Annotated in this window: 16 protein-coding genes and 1 pseudogene; 7 read left to right on the top strand and 10 right to left on the bottom strand. The window is 61.0% G+C overall.

The window, feature by feature from the left end; genetic code table 11:
• From EN991_RS04930 to EN991_RS04915, 4 genes are all read right to left on the bottom strand, one after another.
• Positions 1–808: cbb3-type cytochrome c oxidase subunit I (locus tag EN991_RS04930; protein ID WP_206519156.1), on the bottom strand; the 808-nt coding region annotated here is incomplete at its 3' end.
• Positions 808–1,791 carry a cytochrome c oxidase subunit II gene (coxB, locus tag EN991_RS04925; RefSeq protein ID WP_127368286.1) on the bottom strand — a complete coding sequence of 328 codons (984 nt, stop codon included), beginning with the start codon at positions 1,789–1,791 and terminating at the stop codon, positions 808–810. The genes EN991_RS04930 and coxB, both read right to left, overlap by 1 nt.
• On the bottom strand, positions 1,788–2,327 hold the full coding sequence (locus EN991_RS04920) for a c-type cytochrome (protein ID WP_127368285.1): 540 nt from the start codon (positions 2,325–2,327) through the stop codon (positions 1,788–1,790). The genes coxB and EN991_RS04920 overlap by 4 nt, the downstream gene beginning before the upstream one ends.
• 17 nt (positions 2,328–2,344) lie before the next feature.
• Positions 2,345–4,171: a PQQ-dependent dehydrogenase, methanol/ethanol family gene (locus EN991_RS04915; RefSeq protein WP_245460898.1), complete on the bottom strand. Its 1,827-nt coding sequence runs from the start codon at positions 4,169–4,171 to the stop codon at positions 2,345–2,347.
• A gap of 795 nt (positions 4,172–4,966) precedes the next feature.
• Between EN991_RS04915 and EN991_RS04905 the strand changes: the two genes are divergently transcribed.
• Complete coding sequence (locus EN991_RS04905) at positions 4,967–5,566, top strand: carbonic anhydrase (protein ID WP_127368284.1); 600 nt, start codon at positions 4,967–4,969, stop codon at positions 5,564–5,566.
• A gap of 810 nt (positions 5,567–6,376) precedes the next feature.
• On the top strand, positions 6,377–6,685 hold the full coding sequence (locus EN991_RS04895) for a hypothetical protein (protein WP_127368283.1): 309 nt from the start codon (positions 6,377–6,379) through the stop codon (positions 6,683–6,685).
• 39 nt (positions 6,686–6,724) lie between these two features.
• On the opposite strand, the gene EN991_RS41625 is transcribed toward EN991_RS04895, so the two are convergent.
• Positions 6,725–7,039 (bottom strand): DUF6074 family protein, encoded by a 315-nt coding sequence (locus EN991_RS41625; protein ID WP_245469170.1) that lies wholly within the window; start codon positions 7,037–7,039, stop codon positions 6,725–6,727.
• 67 nt (positions 7,040–7,106) lie between these two features.
• Here EN991_RS41625 and EN991_RS39750 point away from each other — a divergent pair, with 67 nt between their 5' ends.
• On the top strand, positions 7,107–7,268 hold the full coding sequence (locus tag EN991_RS39750) for a hypothetical protein (protein ID WP_164766092.1): 162 nt from the start codon (positions 7,107–7,109) through the stop codon (positions 7,266–7,268).
• Positions 7,269–7,601: 333 nt separating this feature from the next.
• Here the strand turns inward: EN991_RS39750 and EN991_RS04885 are convergent, their stop codons facing one another.
• Positions 7,602–8,462 carry an alpha/beta hydrolase gene (locus EN991_RS04885; protein WP_127368289.1) on the bottom strand — a complete coding sequence of 287 codons (861 nt, stop codon included), beginning with the start codon at positions 8,460–8,462 and terminating at the stop codon, positions 7,602–7,604.
• Between the two features lie 151 nt (positions 8,463–8,613).
• Between EN991_RS04885 and EN991_RS04880 the strand changes: the two are divergent.
• From EN991_RS04880 to EN991_RS04865, 3 genes and pseudogenes are all read left to right on the top strand, one after another.
• Positions 8,614–8,922 (top strand): annotated as a pseudogene (locus tag EN991_RS04880) (transposase); the annotation flags it as partial.
• A gap of 168 nt (positions 8,923–9,090) precedes the next feature.
• A complete protein-coding gene (locus EN991_RS04875; protein WP_164768867.1) occupies positions 9,091–9,909 on the top strand; it encodes an ankyrin repeat domain-containing protein in 819 nt (272 codons plus the stop codon).
• Between the two features lie 312 nt (positions 9,910–10,221).
• Complete coding sequence (locus EN991_RS04865) at positions 10,222–10,476, top strand: hypothetical protein (RefSeq protein WP_127368280.1); 255 nt, start codon at positions 10,222–10,224, stop codon at positions 10,474–10,476.
• Positions 10,477–10,538: 62 nt separating this feature from the next.
• On the opposite strand, the gene EN991_RS04860 is transcribed toward EN991_RS04865, so the two are convergent.
• Genes EN991_RS04860 through EN991_RS04845 form a run of 4 tightly spaced genes read right to left on the bottom strand, consistent with a single transcriptional unit; the run spans position 10,539 to position 14,291 of the window.
• Complete coding sequence (locus tag EN991_RS04860; protein WP_127368279.1) at positions 10,539–11,993, bottom strand: aldehyde dehydrogenase family protein; 1,455 nt, start codon at positions 11,991–11,993, stop codon at positions 10,539–10,541.
• Positions 11,990–12,181, bottom strand: coding sequence for a hypothetical protein (locus tag EN991_RS04855; protein ID WP_206519153.1), 192 nt, complete (start codon positions 12,179–12,181; stop codon positions 11,990–11,992). The genes EN991_RS04860 and EN991_RS04855 overlap by 4 nt, the downstream gene beginning before the upstream one ends.
• A 56-nt stretch (positions 12,182–12,237) precedes the next feature.
• A complete protein-coding gene (locus tag EN991_RS04850) occupies positions 12,238–13,416 on the bottom strand; it encodes an alanine racemase (RefSeq protein ID WP_127368287.1) in 1,179 nt (392 codons plus the stop codon).
• A gap of 11 nt (positions 13,417–13,427) precedes the next feature.
• Positions 13,428–14,291 carry a GNAT family N-acetyltransferase gene (locus tag EN991_RS04845; protein ID WP_127368278.1) on the bottom strand — a complete coding sequence of 288 codons (864 nt, stop codon included), beginning with the start codon at positions 14,289–14,291 and terminating at the stop codon, positions 13,428–13,430.
• A gap of 306 nt (positions 14,292–14,597) precedes the next feature.
• Here EN991_RS04845 and EN991_RS04840 point away from each other — a divergent pair, with 306 nt between their 5' ends.
• Positions 14,598–15,536, top strand: coding sequence for an ornithine cyclodeaminase family protein (locus EN991_RS04840; protein ID WP_127368277.1), 939 nt, complete (start codon positions 14,598–14,600; stop codon positions 15,534–15,536).
• The last annotated feature ends 328 nt before the right edge of the window (positions 15,537–15,864 follow it).

Genomic DNA, 15,864 nt, shown 5'->3' with positions numbered 1-15,864 from the left:
GCACTAGGGCGTAAACCCATGGATGGCCGAAGATCCAGAACAGGTGCTGCCACAGCAGCGGCTGTCCGCCACCGCTCATCTCGAAGAAGTGGGTGCCGTAGCGCCGGTCGAGCCAGAGCATGGCGCAGGCAAGGCTGACTGCCGGGACCGCGAGCAGATTGGCCGCCGACGCCGTCAGCGTGCCCCAGACCAGGATGGGCAGCCGGTTGACGGACATTCCCGGCGCGCGGCAGCGCAACAGCGTAACGATGAAATTCGCCGAGCCGACCACCGTCGAGATGCCCAGGAAGATCAGGCCCAGCGCGAACACGTCCATGTTGATGCCGGGATCGTATTCAAGGCTGGTGTTGGGCACATAGGCGAACCAGCCGCCGTTGGGCGCTTGGCCGAGCGGAAAACTCGCATAGAGAAAAACACCAGCAAAAAGGAAGACCCAGTAGCTGAGCGCGTTGAGGCGCGGAAACGCCATGTCCCGCGAGCCAAGCATCAGCGGCCACAGATAATTGGAAAAACCGGACAGCATCGGCAATGCGTAGAGAAACATCATCGTCGTGCCGTGCATCGAAAAGAGCTGGTTGTAGGCGTCGGGCGACAGCACTTTGAGCTCGGGTTGCGCCAACTGCACGCGCATCACAAGGGCTTCCATGCCGCCGATCACCAGGAAGAAAAACGCCGTACAGAGATAGCGGATGCCGATGGTCTTGTGGTCGACGCTCGCTAGCCATCCGTAAAGGCCGGGCGCGGTTTCCCAGATTCCGAGCAGTCTCTGGCGTTCGGCGGGGTTGATCGTATCGACATGGACGACCATTACTTGAGGCCCTCCAGATAGGACGTCACGCCGTCGATCTCGCTCGCCAGCATGCCCAGTTCTGGCATCTTCACGCCCGGCTTGATGGTCTGGGTGTTGTTGATCCAGCGGGCGAGGTTCTGCGGTGTATTGGACATGAGTCCGGAGGCGATCGTCTCGCGGTCGCCGAAGTGAGACAGGTCGGGCCCGAGGATGCCGCCGGCGGGCGTGCCGCGGATCGTGTGGCACGCGGCGCAGCGCGCCATGAAGGTTCTAAGCCGAGGATCGTCGGCCGAACCCGTTGCCGGTTGAAGCTGGCGGTCCCACCAGGCGTTGAAATCCGCTTGCGACAGGACGCGCACGGTGAAGGCCATGTTGGCGTGCTGCAGCCCGCAGAACTCGCTGCACTGGCCGCGAAAGTCGCCGACCTTGTCGGCCTCGAGCCAGGTGACGTTGGTGCGCGACGGTATCATGTCCATCTTGCCGCCGAGCTTCGGCACCCAGAAGGAATGGATGACGTCCCTTGAGGTGAGATTGATCTGGACCGGCACGCCCACCGGGATCACAAGCTGGTTGGCGGTGCCGAATTCGCGGGCGGGGTCGCTCGAATGGTATTTGACGGCCCACCACCATTCCTGGCCGATGACGTCGATGCTGAGTGCCTTGGCCTGCGCCGGTTCGCCGATCGAGCTCACCGTAGCCAGCGTCCATACCGCCGAACCCAGCAGGAAGACCGTCGAGATTGCCACACCGATGCCGATCCAGCGAATGGCTGCGCGGTCGTTAACCGGGGCGATCTCGAGCTCGCCGACCGGTCGCCGGCGCCATATGGCGACCACCAGCAGCACGCCGGTGATGACGCAAACCCCGACGGAAATGGCCGTCAGGCCCAAACCGAGGTTTGCGATGACGCCGCCGACCGGGCTGGTGGCGTCGAGATAGCTGAGCGGCGTGCTGCAGCCGGGCAGCGCCAGGATGGCGAGAAGCGCGGCTCGGTGTCTCATGGGGTCTTGCCCGTCTGGGCCCCCCTTCCCTGACCGACCGCAGCCTGCTGTTCGCTTCCCGCCGGTGGTGGGCTGAACGTCCCGCCCAGCGACTGGATATAAGTCACCAACTGCCACAGGGAGTTGGACGGAAGGGCATTTCCCCAGGCCGGCATGCCCTGCGGCCGCCCTTCGTATATGCTCTTGTATACTTCGATCGGAGTACCGCCGTAGCGCCAGGCGGGGTCGGTCAGGTCAGGACCCATACCGCCTTTGGCGCCATAGCCATGACAACCGGCGCAATTCATCGATCTGAAAAGCTTCTTGCCCTCCGCCACCGAACTTGGATCGTCGGCCAGCGGATTGGCGAGGCTGACGTTGACGGCCGGCGCCTTACCGGCGGTGAGACCGAGGGGGACGACGGCGGCCACGCCTTCCGGGTAGGCAACGTCGATCCGGTTTGCCGCCGGCTTGCCCGATTGGAGAAGCCAGCCGGTCGCCCCGGCGACGACCGCGACCACCACGACGAGCGCAATAAGGAGACGTCCGGGTGACATGTCGAATCCGCCGCGCCCTATTGTTGTGCCGCCACAGCCCCGACGGGGGTCGGCGCGGTATCGGCGGCCGTCTGGATAGTGTCGCCATCGACGGAAAACACGTAGATCGTATTGCCGCGCGGCAGGAAGCCGGGCCGATCCTTCTGCACCATGGCCGCACCCCCTACCCCGGCGGCCACGGCCACGTATTGCCGATGGTCCGGACCCATATAGGTGATGGGCTGGCCGATGATGCCCGAACCGAGTTTTTGCGACCACAGGACCTTGCCCGTCCAGGCATCGACGGCACGGAACCAGCCGTCAGTGGTGCCGTAGAAAATCAGGTTGCTGGCGGTCGCGATGACGCCGCTCATCACCATGAACTTTTCCGGGACTTCCCAGATCTTCTTGCCGTGCGCGGGATCCCAGGCTATCAGGCCGCCCCAGTTTCCGTCGGGGCCATCGACCGAAAACCGTTCCATCTCCATCCCGTCATAGGGCGTGCCGGCGATGTAGGAGACCTCGTGATCGGTAAGTCCCATGCAGATGTTGAACACACCGACGTAGAGCAGGCCTGTATTCGGGTTGAACGCCGGTGGCTCCCAGTCCTTCTGGCCGATGTCGGGCGGACACACCCGGTCGATCTTCACCCCAGGCTTGGGCTCGCGCGCGGGGTCGACGGTAGGACGCCCGGTTTTCATGTCGAAGCCGGTCGACCAGTTCTGATAGGCGAAATTGTTGGCCAACAGCACCTCGCCGGTGTTCCGGTCGATCGTGTACGCATAGGTGTTGCGATCGAAGTGGACCAAGGTGTGGCGCATCTTGCCGTTGATCGGCATATCGAGCAGCACGGCCTCGTTGACACCGTCATAGTCCCACTGATCGTGCGGCGTGAACTGGTAGGCCCATTTGGCCATGCCGGTTTCCGGATCGCGCGCGAACATGGCGCTGGTCCATAAATTGTCCCCGGGCCGCTGGACCGGAACGCGCGGCCCCGGATTGCTGGTGCCGTAATAGAGGGTTTTTGTTTTCTCGTCATAGGAGACGAAGCCCCACGACGCGCCGGCGCCCGTATCCCAGGCGCCCGACGGCCAGGTATTGATTCCGAGGTCCTTGCCTTTCATCCAGTCGTAATAAGGCTTGAAGGTATTATCGATACGGACGTCCTTGTCCGATCCCACGGCATGCGCGCGCCACAACTCCTTGCCGGTGGCGACATCCAGGGCCGCCAGCCAGCCGTTGACGCCCATTTCGCCGCCGGAATTGCCGACGAAAACCTTGCCGTCCGCCACGAAAGCAGACTGTGTCAAGGTCACGCCATGCTTGACGTCGTCCATCGCGGTGCGCCACGCCTGCTTGCCGGTAGCGGCGTCCACGGCGACGGTATGGTCGTCGAGCATGTTATAGATCAGCTTGCCGTCGGCATAGGCCCATCCGCGGATAACGGCGTCGCAACACGCCTTACCGATCGCCTGCGGCGAAGGGTTGGGATCGAACTTCCATTTGATCGACGGGCCCGGCTTCGAGAGATCGAGCGCATAGGCGGTGTTGGGATAGGGCGTCACCACATACATGGTGTCGCCGACGACCAGCGGCGCGCCTTCATGGCCGTATTGCGTGCCGTCGGAAAAGGTCCAGGCGACTTTCAGTTTACCGACATTGGCGGCATTTATCTGGTCAAGAGGGCTGAACCGCGTGTTGGCATAGTCGCGCGCCTGACTGGTCCATTCGCCGGGCTGTGCTGCTCCGGCGAAGTTGGCCGTCGCGCCGGAATACGATTTCTGCGGAGGAGACGGCGCTGTCGACTGCGCCCAAGAAGATGCGGTAATGGCAGCCAAAGCCACCGACGAAAGCGCAATCCGCATTGAATCCTCCAGGAATCAGCCCTCAAACTCCGCCCGATCCAAACGGTTCCAGTTGTTCACGTAAAGTTGTTAGCCGGCCATCAATCGGTGAGAAAAAACCCCAGCCCGAAGAGAAAATACACCTCTACGAGCCTCGGCTTCGTCGAGCTGGCTACTCGCCTCTTCGGGTTACCTCTAATCGTTGCAAGCTTCTTTGGTGAGGCCAACCTGTCGCGCTAATTCCGCAAATGGCGGCACGCCGCTCTCGTCCTAGGAAACATTCGCGAGCTGGAGCAGCCGCTACGAAAAACAGACCGCGTCCCTGTTGGCGGGCGGCATATTCTCTAAGACCCTTTCCTCGCAGGCGACGGAATGCCTTCGGCCTTCTACAAGGCGTCGTCGATGGAAAGAACGCCGTGATGCACCAGTGCATTATGGATGGCAGCGACCGCCATCATCAGACTGTCGAGCTGCACATGGCGACGTTCATCGGTTATCCTTGACATAGGGCCGTAGCGGGCGACGGTGTGGCCGGCTACCGCCCTGCGAGCGGTTCAGACGGTGGGGCGTTGTTCGAACTACCAGGCGAGGCCATGATCAGGCTCCGGGTTGGAGGCAAACTAACTTTGAAAGCCTCGCGAAGGTCCAGTGGTACCCTCCTTGGCAAGCCGCTGCGCCGCAATGCGGCGTCGATCAACGGGGCAACAAAGGCTCCACTCAACCTCAAGACATTGGCCATCCTGTCAGGACCGCTGTAGTGACCTAAATGTCCGAGCGCGGCCGTGGCCACGCCCCTGCTGTGTTGGAGGTCAAGTCATGCTGAATGAGCTGTTTGAGAAAAACCGGGCCTGGTCCGAAGAACGCCGCCGCGACGATCCCCATTATTTCGAACGGCTTTCCAATCTTCAGCGACCGCAATACCTGTGGATCGGTTGTTCGGACAGCAGGGTACCTGCCAACACGATCACCGGCTTGGAGCCGGGTGAAGTCTTCGTGCATCGCAATGTTGCAAACCTTGTTCACCCAAGCGACCTGAACCTGCTGTCGGTCCTCGAGTACGCGATAGACGTGTTGGAGGTGTCACATGTCATCGTCTGTGGCCACTATGGTTGTGGCGGCATTCGAGCTGCGCTCGACGGAGAAAGGCACGGAATCATCGACCATTGGCTGCAGCCCATTCGGGATGTGGCCGAGCAGAACAAGGACGACCTCGACCGCCTCCCCGATCTGAGCTCGCGCCTCAGGCTTGTTTGTGAAATGAGCACGCGCAACCAGGTTGCGCGTCTTGAGCGGACACCAATCGTGCAGTGGGCTTGGAAGCGCGGCAAGCGCGTTCGGATACACGGCTGGGTATATGGGCTGACGGACGGGTTGATCTCGGACCTCAAGTGCAGCGTGCCCGCGCTGGAAGGCTGAGCCCCCGCTGAACCACAGCCTCCTGCTCCGCTACGGTGGCGGCGATCAGCCGATGAAACCCCAATTCCTCAGCCTCTCGTTCCTAAAAGTCAATGTCAGCTATTCTAACCAATTGGCTGGCCCATGCCGAAGCCTGTCGCGTGTCGATCTGCACCGCGGCATAGCCTGAATATCTGAAAGTCAGGGCCGCATCGGCTCCGCGAATCTCCGGCGGCTCGAATTTGAAGCGTTGGAGCTCTTATCGCCTATGAAGAAGCGCGCTGGTAGGGACGGGCCACGACAAGGCACATGTGCCGAGGGGTCATCGCTACGCCTCATCGGAACGAGAGTGATAAGCGCTCTCAGGCAGCGGTGTGCCAGATATGCCCACTGTCGCCGGTTCGAAGACTGGTCCCGAACTCGTTCACCGATAACCGGGACGCCGCTTCGCCCTGCCCATTGATCGCAGCCCCCATCGACTAGCTATTCAGGGCAACCCTGAGTGCCCTTTCCAAGTCGCCCCGTTCAAAGGGCTTCCCGAGGACGGGGACGTTCCGGAAACCTTGAGGAATGCCCCCGGCGCCGTAGCCAGTCGAAAAGACGAAGGGTATCGACCTTTCGGTGAGCGCCTCGGCGACGGGATAGGTTTCGGCTCCGTTGAGATTCACGTCCAGAATTACGGCGTCAAAGTCCGCTCCTCGGTGCGCGGCGACCACTTCAAACCCAACCTCGACTAACGAGTTCTCAACGTCCAATAATCCAGACAGGAACCAAAATGTGCAAACGATGTTTATTGACCGAAGGGCATCTTACTTCCTTGGAGAGTTGAACATGAAAACCACCCTGATTCTGGGCGCGCTGGCGCTTTGCTTGGCCGCGCCTTCCATTGCCTCGGCGGATGCGATGGTTCTCACCACGAACCAGCACCGCCATCACCATGGTGCGGACGCTGTCGTCATCAATGAGGACGGAGCTCGCCTCCATCATCGCCGTCATGGCACCGAGGCGTTTTACGACAACGGGAATCGCCATCATTGGCGCAGACATCATCGTCCAGATACCATCATCATCAAGCGTTCGGACGACCGCCCGATGCACCACCGCCATCGTCACGTCGTCATCGAGAACAACGACTACTGATCTTCTTACGCCGGACCCGGCTCTCAGATCGGAGCCGGGTCACGCGGCGCTGCCTCCGGGCCGCTGACCCTGTCCAGATCGCAGCCAAAGCTCGCGCTGAACGGCGTTGTGGAACTCGCGAAGTTCGCGGTTGGTGATGTCTCGATCGAAGCCGGCGCGCTGCATCTGCGTGCCCAAGGTGGCAACCATCTGCTTCCAGTTCGTCACCGCGGCGCCCCGCTTTGCCGAAAGCACCTTGCTAAATCGGCGTGCCGCAGCAAGTTGCCGAGGCCTTTGGACTGATCTCTCCAGTCCTCGCGTGACGAGGTTGAAGCCGCGCCGGTTCTCCGCTGCCTTCGCCACGTAAGTCGACATAACATGAGATCACCAGCCTGCCGTTGCGGAAGACCAAAATGGGAACGCGTCGGGAACGAGTAAAGCGGTGCCGATCAGTGTCAAGGCGTGCCGCCTCGCGGTGATCCATGGCTTCGGCGATGACGTCGAACACGCTGGGCACTTCGTCAGTGATTTCCGTGGTGGCGATGCCGGCCTCATTGGGCCGCCCATCGCTGAAAATGATGAGGATCGCGAGTTACGGGAATGAATGGATGGCCAGCTTTAGTGGGAGAGGCTGTCGTAGAAGGCGATGAGGCGTTTGCCGCAGGCGTTCTTCTCGCTCTCCGGTTCCCTTAGCTCGGCGGTTCCGGCACGCCATTGGCGCGGTTCCCGTTTTGAACAGGCAGAAGTGCGGCAGGTCTACCACCGAGACTGGCACCACCGCCCGCACCGCCGGCGGTGGGAAAAGGCAATGACATTGGCCATAAATATCGGCATCACCACCACCGTCCAAGCCGATACTAGGCCGTGAACTCATTAATGCGGAGTGGCCGGGACGGGTGGGACGCGGAAGAGAGCTGTTGGTGGAAGCTGACGCAGCTTAAGATGTTTGGAAGAATGCTGCTAGCTCGGTGGCCAATTCTTCGGGTGCTTCTTCGGCCATATGGTGGCCGCAGTCGATGCAACGGCCTCTGACGTCGGAAGCCCATTCTCGCCAGATGCCAAGGATATCACCGTGCAGATCCTCCAGATCGTCCCGGGCGGACCAGAGCACAAGCAGGGGGCAAGCGAGCTTCCGACCTGCCGACCGATCATCTTCGTCATGCTGGCGGTCAATGCCTAATCCCGCCCGGTAGTCCTCGATCATGCCATGAACCGTTTCCGGATCATGGATGGCAGCATGAAAGTCAGCGTAAGACTCCACTCCCATCGCTTCCGGACTGCCACCGTACCAGGCATCCGGATCAGCCAGAATCGCCCGCTCGGGCTTCTCCGCTTGCGCGAAGAAAAACCAGTGCCACCAAGCAGACGCGAAGCGGGCATCGCACCGTGCCAACGCGTCCGCGATTGGGATACCGTCCAAGATCGCGAGGCGACTGACCGAGTCCGGGTGGTCCATTGCGGTTCGAAAGGCTGTATAGGATCCTCTGTCGTGCCCGACGAGGCCGAAGCGGCCGAAGCCAAGCTGGCGCATGAGTGCAACGCAATCTCTTGCCTTTGCACGCTTCGATGACCCGGCGTGATCCGGTGTATCGGCAGGCTTGGAGGATTGGCCGAAGCCACGCAGGTCGGGGCAGACGACGGTGTATTGCTCTGCGAGTATTGGCGCTATTCGGTGCCAAGTTGCATGTGTGCGAGGATGACCATGCAAAAGTAGTAGCGGCTCCCCTTTGCCACCAACCCGGTACCGGAGAGTGGCCTCGGGAAGCTTGATCCGTTCCAGTTCGAATCCACCGAACATACTTGCTTTCCCTGTCCGCGCCATTTTCGGAACGCTGGCGGAGTCCAGTTCCAACGCCAGCTGTCGAGATCTGCAGCTTAGGTTCCCTACGTCCGAGTAGGGTCGTTTGTCGACAGGCGGGTTTCAAGTTGGAGCGGAATCCGCGGCGGACTTGATCAAGGATTTGCCCGAAGGTGCCATGCTGCTCGCCGACAAGGGCTATGATGCCAACGCCTTGCGCAATGCCGTCACCGAGAAAAAGGCATGGGCCAACATCCCGCCCAAGGCCAACCGCAAGGACCCGATGTGCTTCAGCCCCTTCCTCTACAAGGCCCGCAACTTGGTCGAACGCTTCTTCAACAAGGCCAAGCAGTTTCGCCGCATTGCAACTCGGTATGACAAGCTGGCAGAAAATCACCTCGCTGCCCTCAAACTCGTCTCCGTCCGCATATGGGTACGCGGTAGTGAGTCTACGTCCTAGGTACATTAGCGTGTACTAACACTCTGCTTTGGGTTAGATTGCAGGTCAATTTGTAAGGTCGAGACGAGCAGCCTCAGGGAGGATGCAATGGTTAAGCCGGGATGCAAATGGATGCTATGGGGTTCGTGCGCCCTTTGGCTTCTGACCCTGCCCGCGCAAGCGAGCAGCTTGGGTGATCTGGTCAAGAATGGCGACTTGCCAGCGGTCACTGCCGCCTTGGACAAGGGCCTCGATGTCAACGAAATCGACGGCGTTACGGCACTTTACATCGCCTCAGAAGCCGGGAATGTCGAGTTGGCAGCGCTACTGATCAGGCATGGGGCAGACGTCAACCTACCTGTCAGCTGGCAGCGAACGCCGCTCTACGCCGCCAACAAGGGCGGCCATGCTGACATCGTCAAGCTGCTGCTAGACAACGGGGCCGACCCAAATCGGGTGACGAAAGCGCAGACGCCGCTTCACGTTGCTGCCGAAAATGGCTGCCTCCCATGCGTCGTCCATCTTATAGAAGTCGGAGCAGATGTTAACGCGCTGACATCGAATGGAAGTCCCCCGCTACATCTGGCCAAGGTCGCAGGGCACGAGGACGTCGCAGCCTATTTGCGCAGTCATGGCGCCGCAAAACCGGCCATCGCGCCGATTTCACCACGGCTTGCCTCAGCAAACGCTCAATCGGGCAAAGTAATATACGACAGCACCTGCGTGGCCTGTCATCTTTCTCCGGGCGTCAGGGTACCCAAAAAGGTCAGTCTGTGGAGCATCGTTGGGCGCCAGAAGGGTTCACAAGCGGATGTCCAGTATTCATCTGCTATGAAGGACGCTGGTGGTAATTGGAGCTTTGAGGAACTCAATCTCTTCATCTCGAATCCCGCGCTCGCGTTGCCCGGCACGGAGATGTCTTTCCCGGGATTGAAGGACGAGAACAAGCGGGCGGACCTCATTGCCTACCTTCGGACTTTGAGTGATGCACCGCTGCCGCTTCCTTGAGCGCTGTTGTTGGTGGGTAACTTTGGTGCCGAATTGACCTGCAGCGAGCACGCCGAGGCAAGATTACTATCTCACGGCTTCGTTTCTCGCGCGCCGTGAGCGCCGAGGCGGCTAGACCCTGATCGGAACATTCTTGGCGATGCTATGTAACCAGATCTTTTAGTCCAAGTTATCAAACACCGCGGCCTACTGTGGCGAGATATGGAGAGGTGCGATCCAGACCATTCCAGAACGACAGCAAGAGGCCGGCCGATCGCTTGGCCTGTCCAAAACCCGGATCATGATTTCCGTCCTTCTCCCGCAGGCTTTCAGTTGGCCCTGCCAGCGATCGGCGGCCAGAACATCCTGCTCCTGAAGGGGACCGCATTGGCGTCGACAATCACGGTCTTCGACCTGATGGGTGCAGCCAACCTCGTTCGCGCTCAGACGGTTCGGGTTAACGAGCCTCTGTTTGCCGCGGCGCTTGGATATTTCCTGCTGGCGGTGGGATCACGACTGGCTTCGGGTTTTCAAGAGACGGCTCGCTCAGCGATATTGATCGGGACCGAGCAGTGTCGGTTGAGGTAGCGGCCTTTCCGAAGGCACATCATGGCCTCCGCCGCAGCCTCAGCGCCACGCCTAGATGCCACCTAGAAGTAGCCGAGGACGGATTTCACCTCGAGATATTCCAGCATGCCCTCAAGACCATATTCTCGTCCGTTTCCGGACTGCTTGAAACCGCCAAACGGGGCATGCGGATCCCAGGCCGGGTAGTTGAGATGAATCTGACCGGACCGAATGCGCGACGCGACGTCCCTGACGACCTCCAAGTCCTCGCCTTGCACATGGCCCCCCAAGCCGTACACCGTGTCGTTGGCGATGGTGACGGCCTCTTCGATTGTGTCATAGGGGATAATGCAGAGGACCGGCCCAAAAACTTCTTCCTGGGCAATGCGCATCTGGGTGCGCACGTCCGAAAAGATCGTCGGCTTCACATAGAGGCCGACGTTCAGATCGTGTGCACGACCCGGTCCGCCGATGATGAGCCTGGCGCCTTCCGAAATGCCCACGTCGATCATGGTTTGTATTCGGTCGAATTGGGTACGATTGGCGATCGCACCGTGAGTGGTGGCTTCCGAAAGAGGATCGCCGACGACGATCTGGCCCGCGACCCTCTTGGCGATTGCCTCGATCTCGGACAGCCGCTCGCGTGGCACGATCATGCGCGTCGGAGCGCTGCATGACTGGCCGAGATTGCGAAAGGCGGCGGCTATGCCCAGGGAAACGGCGCGGTCGAGATCGGCGTCCGGCAGGATCACGTTCGGGGACTTGCCACCGAGTTCCTGGGCGACACGCTTGATGGTCGGCGCTGCCGCCTGGGCCACGGCAATGCCCGCGCGGGTGGACCCGGTAATGGAGATCATATCGACATTCGGATGGGATGCCAGACTAGCACCCACGCATGCGCCATCCCCTTGCACCAGATTGAACACTCCGGCAGGGAAGCCGGCTTCCTCGATCGCCTCGGCGAACAGCAGAGCGTTCAGGGGAGAAAGCTCGCTTGGCTTCAACACGACCGTGCAGCCTGCCGCGAGCGCCGGCGAAACCTTGGCGGTGATCTGGTAAAGCGGCCAGTTCCACGGCGTAATCAGTGCGCAGACACCAATCGGTTCGTGGGTGATGGCGGTTTGCCCCCGCTGCTTGACGAAGGGAAAGGCTGTCAGCACATCACGCGCAGCCTTAACATGCGCGATCGCCAGCGGTACCTGAGCGCTGCGCGCATAGCCGATCGCCGCGCCCATTTCGAGGGTAAGGCATTGAGCCATCAGTTCGCCCCGCGCCTCGAGCATCACCTGCAGGCGATCGAGCAGACCGGCACGATATTCCGGCGTGGTCCGGCTCCAGGCGGCGAATGCATGGCGGGCCGGTGCAACGGCCGCATCAACGTCCAAGCTGTTTCCGAGCGGAAACCGAGCCACAACCTCTTCGGTGGAGGGGTTCACCACGACGCCCTTGGCGGCGCCGCTCGGCTCGACCCATTGACCGTCGATGAAAAACTTGTCCAGGTGGCCGTTGCGCGACAGATGTTCGAGGGGTGTCATCACGCGACAAGGCCCTTCATGCGATCATAGCCACCCAGAACCGGCAGGAACCAGAGGCGCCCGAAAAGGCCGGGGATCGCCTGCCAGTTGAAATCCTTCCAGGGGTTCAGGTCGGGGCGCCCATCCATGACATCAGTCATGGTGCTGCCTATCAGCGTCGACAGATCCAGCCCGTAAGAGGTAAACTTCATTTTCTTGACCACCAATGCTGATTTGAGCGGGCGAAATCCGAGGCGTGTGTACGCGCCTACCAGCCGCGCATCCGCACCCAACGCTCTTCAATCCTGGGGCTGTCCCCGTTAACGATACTGTAGAAATCATGCTGCGCGGCCATCGCACACGCATGGTTGGGCAGGATCCGGACCCGGGACCCGAGCGGCAGTTCGGGCATGGATTTCCCAGAACCGGCACGAATGGCGAGGATACCGTGTTCCTGACTGGCCTGGACCACGATCACATCTTCCAGCACCCGCCCCTTTTCGTCGCAGACCACGCCGTAACCCTGGTCGATCTGCTGGTTTGCGGTGCCCCGATCGCGCGAAAGCGCCATCCACCCGGCGTCGACCAGCACCCATCCCTTTTCCGGCTTCGAGCCGATCACCGTTGCTAATACGGAAATCGCGATATCATCGCGGTCGCAGACGCCAACCCCGTGCTGAACGAGATCGAAGAACATGTAGACCCCGGCGCGCAACTCCGTGACACCCTCGAGATTCTGAGCGAAATGCGCGGTTGGCGTCGAGCCGACGCTGACGGTCGGACAGGCATGGCCATGGGCGCGCAAGATTTCAGCTGCGCGCACGGTGGCTGAACGCTCGTTCTCCGCTGCCCTGACCAGGGCATCGGGCGTGTTCAAGCCGTAGGATTCGCCCGCATGAGCGAGAACCCCGACGAGCTTGGCACCGGCAGCGCCGACCCTGCCGGCCACGTCGGGCAATCTCGGGTCGTCCGGCTTCAATCCGCCGCGATGGTCATCGCAGTCCAGTTCTATGAAGACCGATGGCGTCATGCCGGTGACTTGGCGCGCGTCGGCCAAGACATCGGCCTGCTCCACAGTATCGAGCAACAGCTTCACATCAGCGTCGGTACGGCGACAAAGCTCCATGGCGCGCCTGGCCGAAGCCGGCGAGATGCCAACCGCATAAGTGATGTCGCGAAAGCCGTGGTCCGCGAAATATTCCGCCTCGGCGATGGTCGAGACCGTGATCGGACCGGGCTCGCGAGGGAACGCGTATCGGGCGACGTCGATGCTTTTGGCCGTTTTCATATGCGGGCGCAGCACCACGCCAAGCTCCTTGGCACGCTCAGCCAGGCGCTGAATATTGCGCTCGAGCCGTCCGCGATCCAAAAGCAGCGCTGGGGTAATCAAGGCGTCGATCGTCTCAGTCGTCTCGCTCGCTGCCAGGTTTGCCGCCATCTTGTTCATCATCTCGTTTCCTAGGTGAACGACTGGTTTGCCAGCGCGTACATATGGGCTGAGCCCTCGGAGACAGGCCGCTGCCCCTTGACCATGGCAGTCGCCGAGCTGACCTGCTGGAGGCCGAGGCTCTCGAGCCAATCGCCCAATCCATCTTCGGCATAGATATCGATGCGAACGAATTGATCATGAAGCCTAGAAAGCTGCGCCAAGATCAAAAGCCGCGCATCCTGGTCACTCTCGGCCGCACAGGGGCCGATGACATAGCCACGGCCGAACCTCCTGCTGATGGCGTAGCCGGCAATCCGCCCGTCGCGTTCGACTACGACGACCTTGCCCACATCGGCGAGTGCCGCGACCATCGATGGTCGCGGCATGCCCGTGGCCCGTTCATCGAACGCCTGGATCGCGGCGAGGTCGGAGATCGTCGCCTGACGCACACCGTTACCGCCCCCCCGCGTCACCGCAGTGGTCAGCAGGCCTTGGTGCTGGAGCACCGTGCCCCAGCCAGTGAAGCCGCGGCGCTTGTAAAGCGCGAGCCCCTCTTCGGTGGACGTGAGCAGCACATTGCGACACTGCACAGCCTCAAGCAATCCATCAAACAGCCGCGAACCGTTGCCACCGCCTTGCGCAGGGCCAGTGACGATGATCATGCCGACGGTGGCAAAAGCCTTGCCGTAAATCCACGACATGGCGGTACCAATCACCTGCCCTGCCTGCTCGAGAACCAGCCCCCCGCCGACAGTGGCGGCGAATTCCCAATCCTCCAGGCGATAGGGCCAGCCCATCTCCTGCGACAGCTTCAGCGCGCCCGGCAAATGACGGGTTTCCAATATCATCAGTTCGCTAGGGATGACGATGTCTCGCTCGAGTTGGGGGGCCATGGGAGGTGCCGTCTCTTGATCACTGTCGAATTGAAGTGGACCTTAGAATTGCGCCCCAACAGCAGATTTCTCTGCTGTTTTGCCCTTTCAAATAAGCGAGATCATTCGTTTTCGTCAGTTCCTCGGCACGCAAGGTTGCACAAATCAGGCGAAGAAATAGCGGGCAGCTTGAGTCCCCGTTTTGTGATTACCCTCGCTCGGCGTGTCCTCCGCACCCATCCAAAACGGATGCGTTCTCAGCCTCCACGATGGCATAGCCGCGACACGTCTCAGCGATGAGCGCTTGATGCTCAGAAGGAATTTCGGATGATCTACATCAGCGAAGACGAGTCAGCCGCCCTTGTCACGCATGAACTTGCCTTCGAGGCGGCGCGGGAGGCGCTCGTGGCAGCAGCATCGGGGCAGAGCTGGGTCTTCCCTGCTGTCATCGGGCGCACGCAGGAGGCGAGCAATACCTTCTCTATCAAATCCGGCTCGTCGGACGACCTGACCGGAGTGAAAATCGGCTCCTTCTGGTCAGGCAACCCGGCACGTGGCCTTCCCCGCCACAACTCCACCATCGTGCTGCTCGATCAGAATACAGGACGGCTCCGCGCCGTAATCGAGGCCGGAAAGGTGAACGCCTACAGGACGGCCGCAGCCGACGCGGTTGCAGCTGATCTTCTTGCGCGCAAGCAGGCCAAGGTTCTGGCGATATTCGGCGCCGGCAACCAGGCGGGCTTCGAAGTGAGAGCGCTGGCACGCATCCGCGCAATCGAAAGCGTGTTGGTGGTGGCCCCGCCTTCGCCGCGGCGCGACGCTTTTGTCGATCAGATCGGCGAATTGGGCCTGCAGGCGCGCGCTGTTATGCCCGAAGAAGCCGTGCGTGCGGCCGACATCGTGGTCACGGCGACACCCTCACGCGAACCGCTGTTCGATGCCGCTTGGGTGGGACCCGGAACCCATATCGTCAGCATGGGGTCGGATGCTCCAGGCAAGCGCGAATTGCCGAGCGCACTATTTCCCAACGCACATCTGTTTTGTGATCTGCTTTCCCAGTCCGTTCAGATCGGCGAGTTCCAACACGTGCGCGACGAGATCGACGCCGGCGTGCTTGCAGTTACACCAATCGGCGACGTCATTGCCAAGCGTGTGTCCGGACGCCTCTCCGACACCGAAATCACTGTCTTCGACAGCTCCGGTATCTCCCTCCAGGACCTCTACATGGCTGACGCGCTGATCCGCGCCAAGACGCCCCACCGCTGATCAGTTTCGCAGCGACAAGTCCCCGCCGCGATGGTGCGGCTGCACTGGAACAAACGGCGGAGCTCTGCGGCCCCGTATGAGCGCAAGTCCGCCAGCCTACCGCCAACCACACACGGCAGCCCTGGGTGGGAAAGCGACATCATCATCATCGACCTCAGGAATCGGAATCACATCGCCCCGGAGGTTCACGCCGTAGATCGCGCCCTCGAAGGCTAGTCCCGACCGCCTCCTACCAATCCATCACCACCTTGCCGGAACTGCCGCTGCGCATTGCATCGAAGCCGGCTTGGAAATCGTCGATGCCGATGCGGTGCGTGATAAGCCCGGA

The sequence above is a fragment of the Mesorhizobium sp. M7A.F.Ca.US.005.03.2.1 genome (genome assembly GCF_003997795.1).
Classification (GTDB): Bacteria; Pseudomonadota; Alphaproteobacteria; order Rhizobiales; family Rhizobiaceae; genus Mesorhizobium; species Mesorhizobium ciceri.
This window is presented reverse-complemented; position numbering and strand designations above follow the sequence as displayed.

Excerpts from the sequence above, each read along its gene's own strand:
- coxB (WP_127368286.1), bottom strand. The coding sequence starts at position 1,791 with ATGAGACACCGAGCCGCGCTTCTCGCCATCCTGGCGCTGCCCGGCTGC.
- EN991_RS04920 (WP_127368285.1), bottom strand. The coding sequence starts at position 2,327 with ATGTCACCCGGACGTCTCCTTATTGCGCTCGTCGTGGTGGTCGCGGTC.
- EN991_RS04915 (WP_245460898.1), bottom strand. The coding sequence starts at position 4,171 with ATGCGGATTGCGCTTTCGTCGGTGGCTTTGGCTGCCATTACCGCATCT.
- EN991_RS04905 (WP_127368284.1), top strand. The coding sequence starts at position 4,967 with ATGCTGAATGAGCTGTTTGAGAAAAACCGGGCCTGGTCCGAAGAACGC.
- EN991_RS04895 (WP_127368283.1), top strand. The coding sequence starts at position 6,377 with ATGAAAACCACCCTGATTCTGGGCGCGCTGGCGCTTTGCTTGGCCGCG.
- EN991_RS41625 (WP_245469170.1), bottom strand. The coding sequence starts at position 7,039 with ATGTCGACTTACGTGGCGAAGGCAGCGGAGAACCGGCGCGGCTTCAAC.
- EN991_RS04885 (WP_127368289.1), bottom strand. The coding sequence starts at position 8,462 with ATGTTCGGTGGATTCGAACTGGAACGGATCAAGCTTCCCGAGGCCACT.
- EN991_RS04855 (WP_206519153.1), bottom strand. The coding sequence starts at position 12,181 with ATGAAGTTTACCTCTTACGGGCTGGATCTGTCGACGCTGATAGGCAGC.
- EN991_RS04850 (WP_127368287.1), bottom strand. The coding sequence starts at position 13,416 with ATGAACAAGATGGCGGCAAACCTGGCAGCGAGCGAGACGACTGAGACG.
- EN991_RS04845 (WP_127368278.1), bottom strand. The coding sequence starts at position 14,291 with ATGGCCCCCCAACTCGAGCGAGACATCGTCATCCCTAGCGAACTGATG.
- EN991_RS04840 (WP_127368277.1), top strand. The coding sequence starts at position 14,598 with ATGATCTACATCAGCGAAGACGAGTCAGCCGCCCTTGTCACGCATGAA.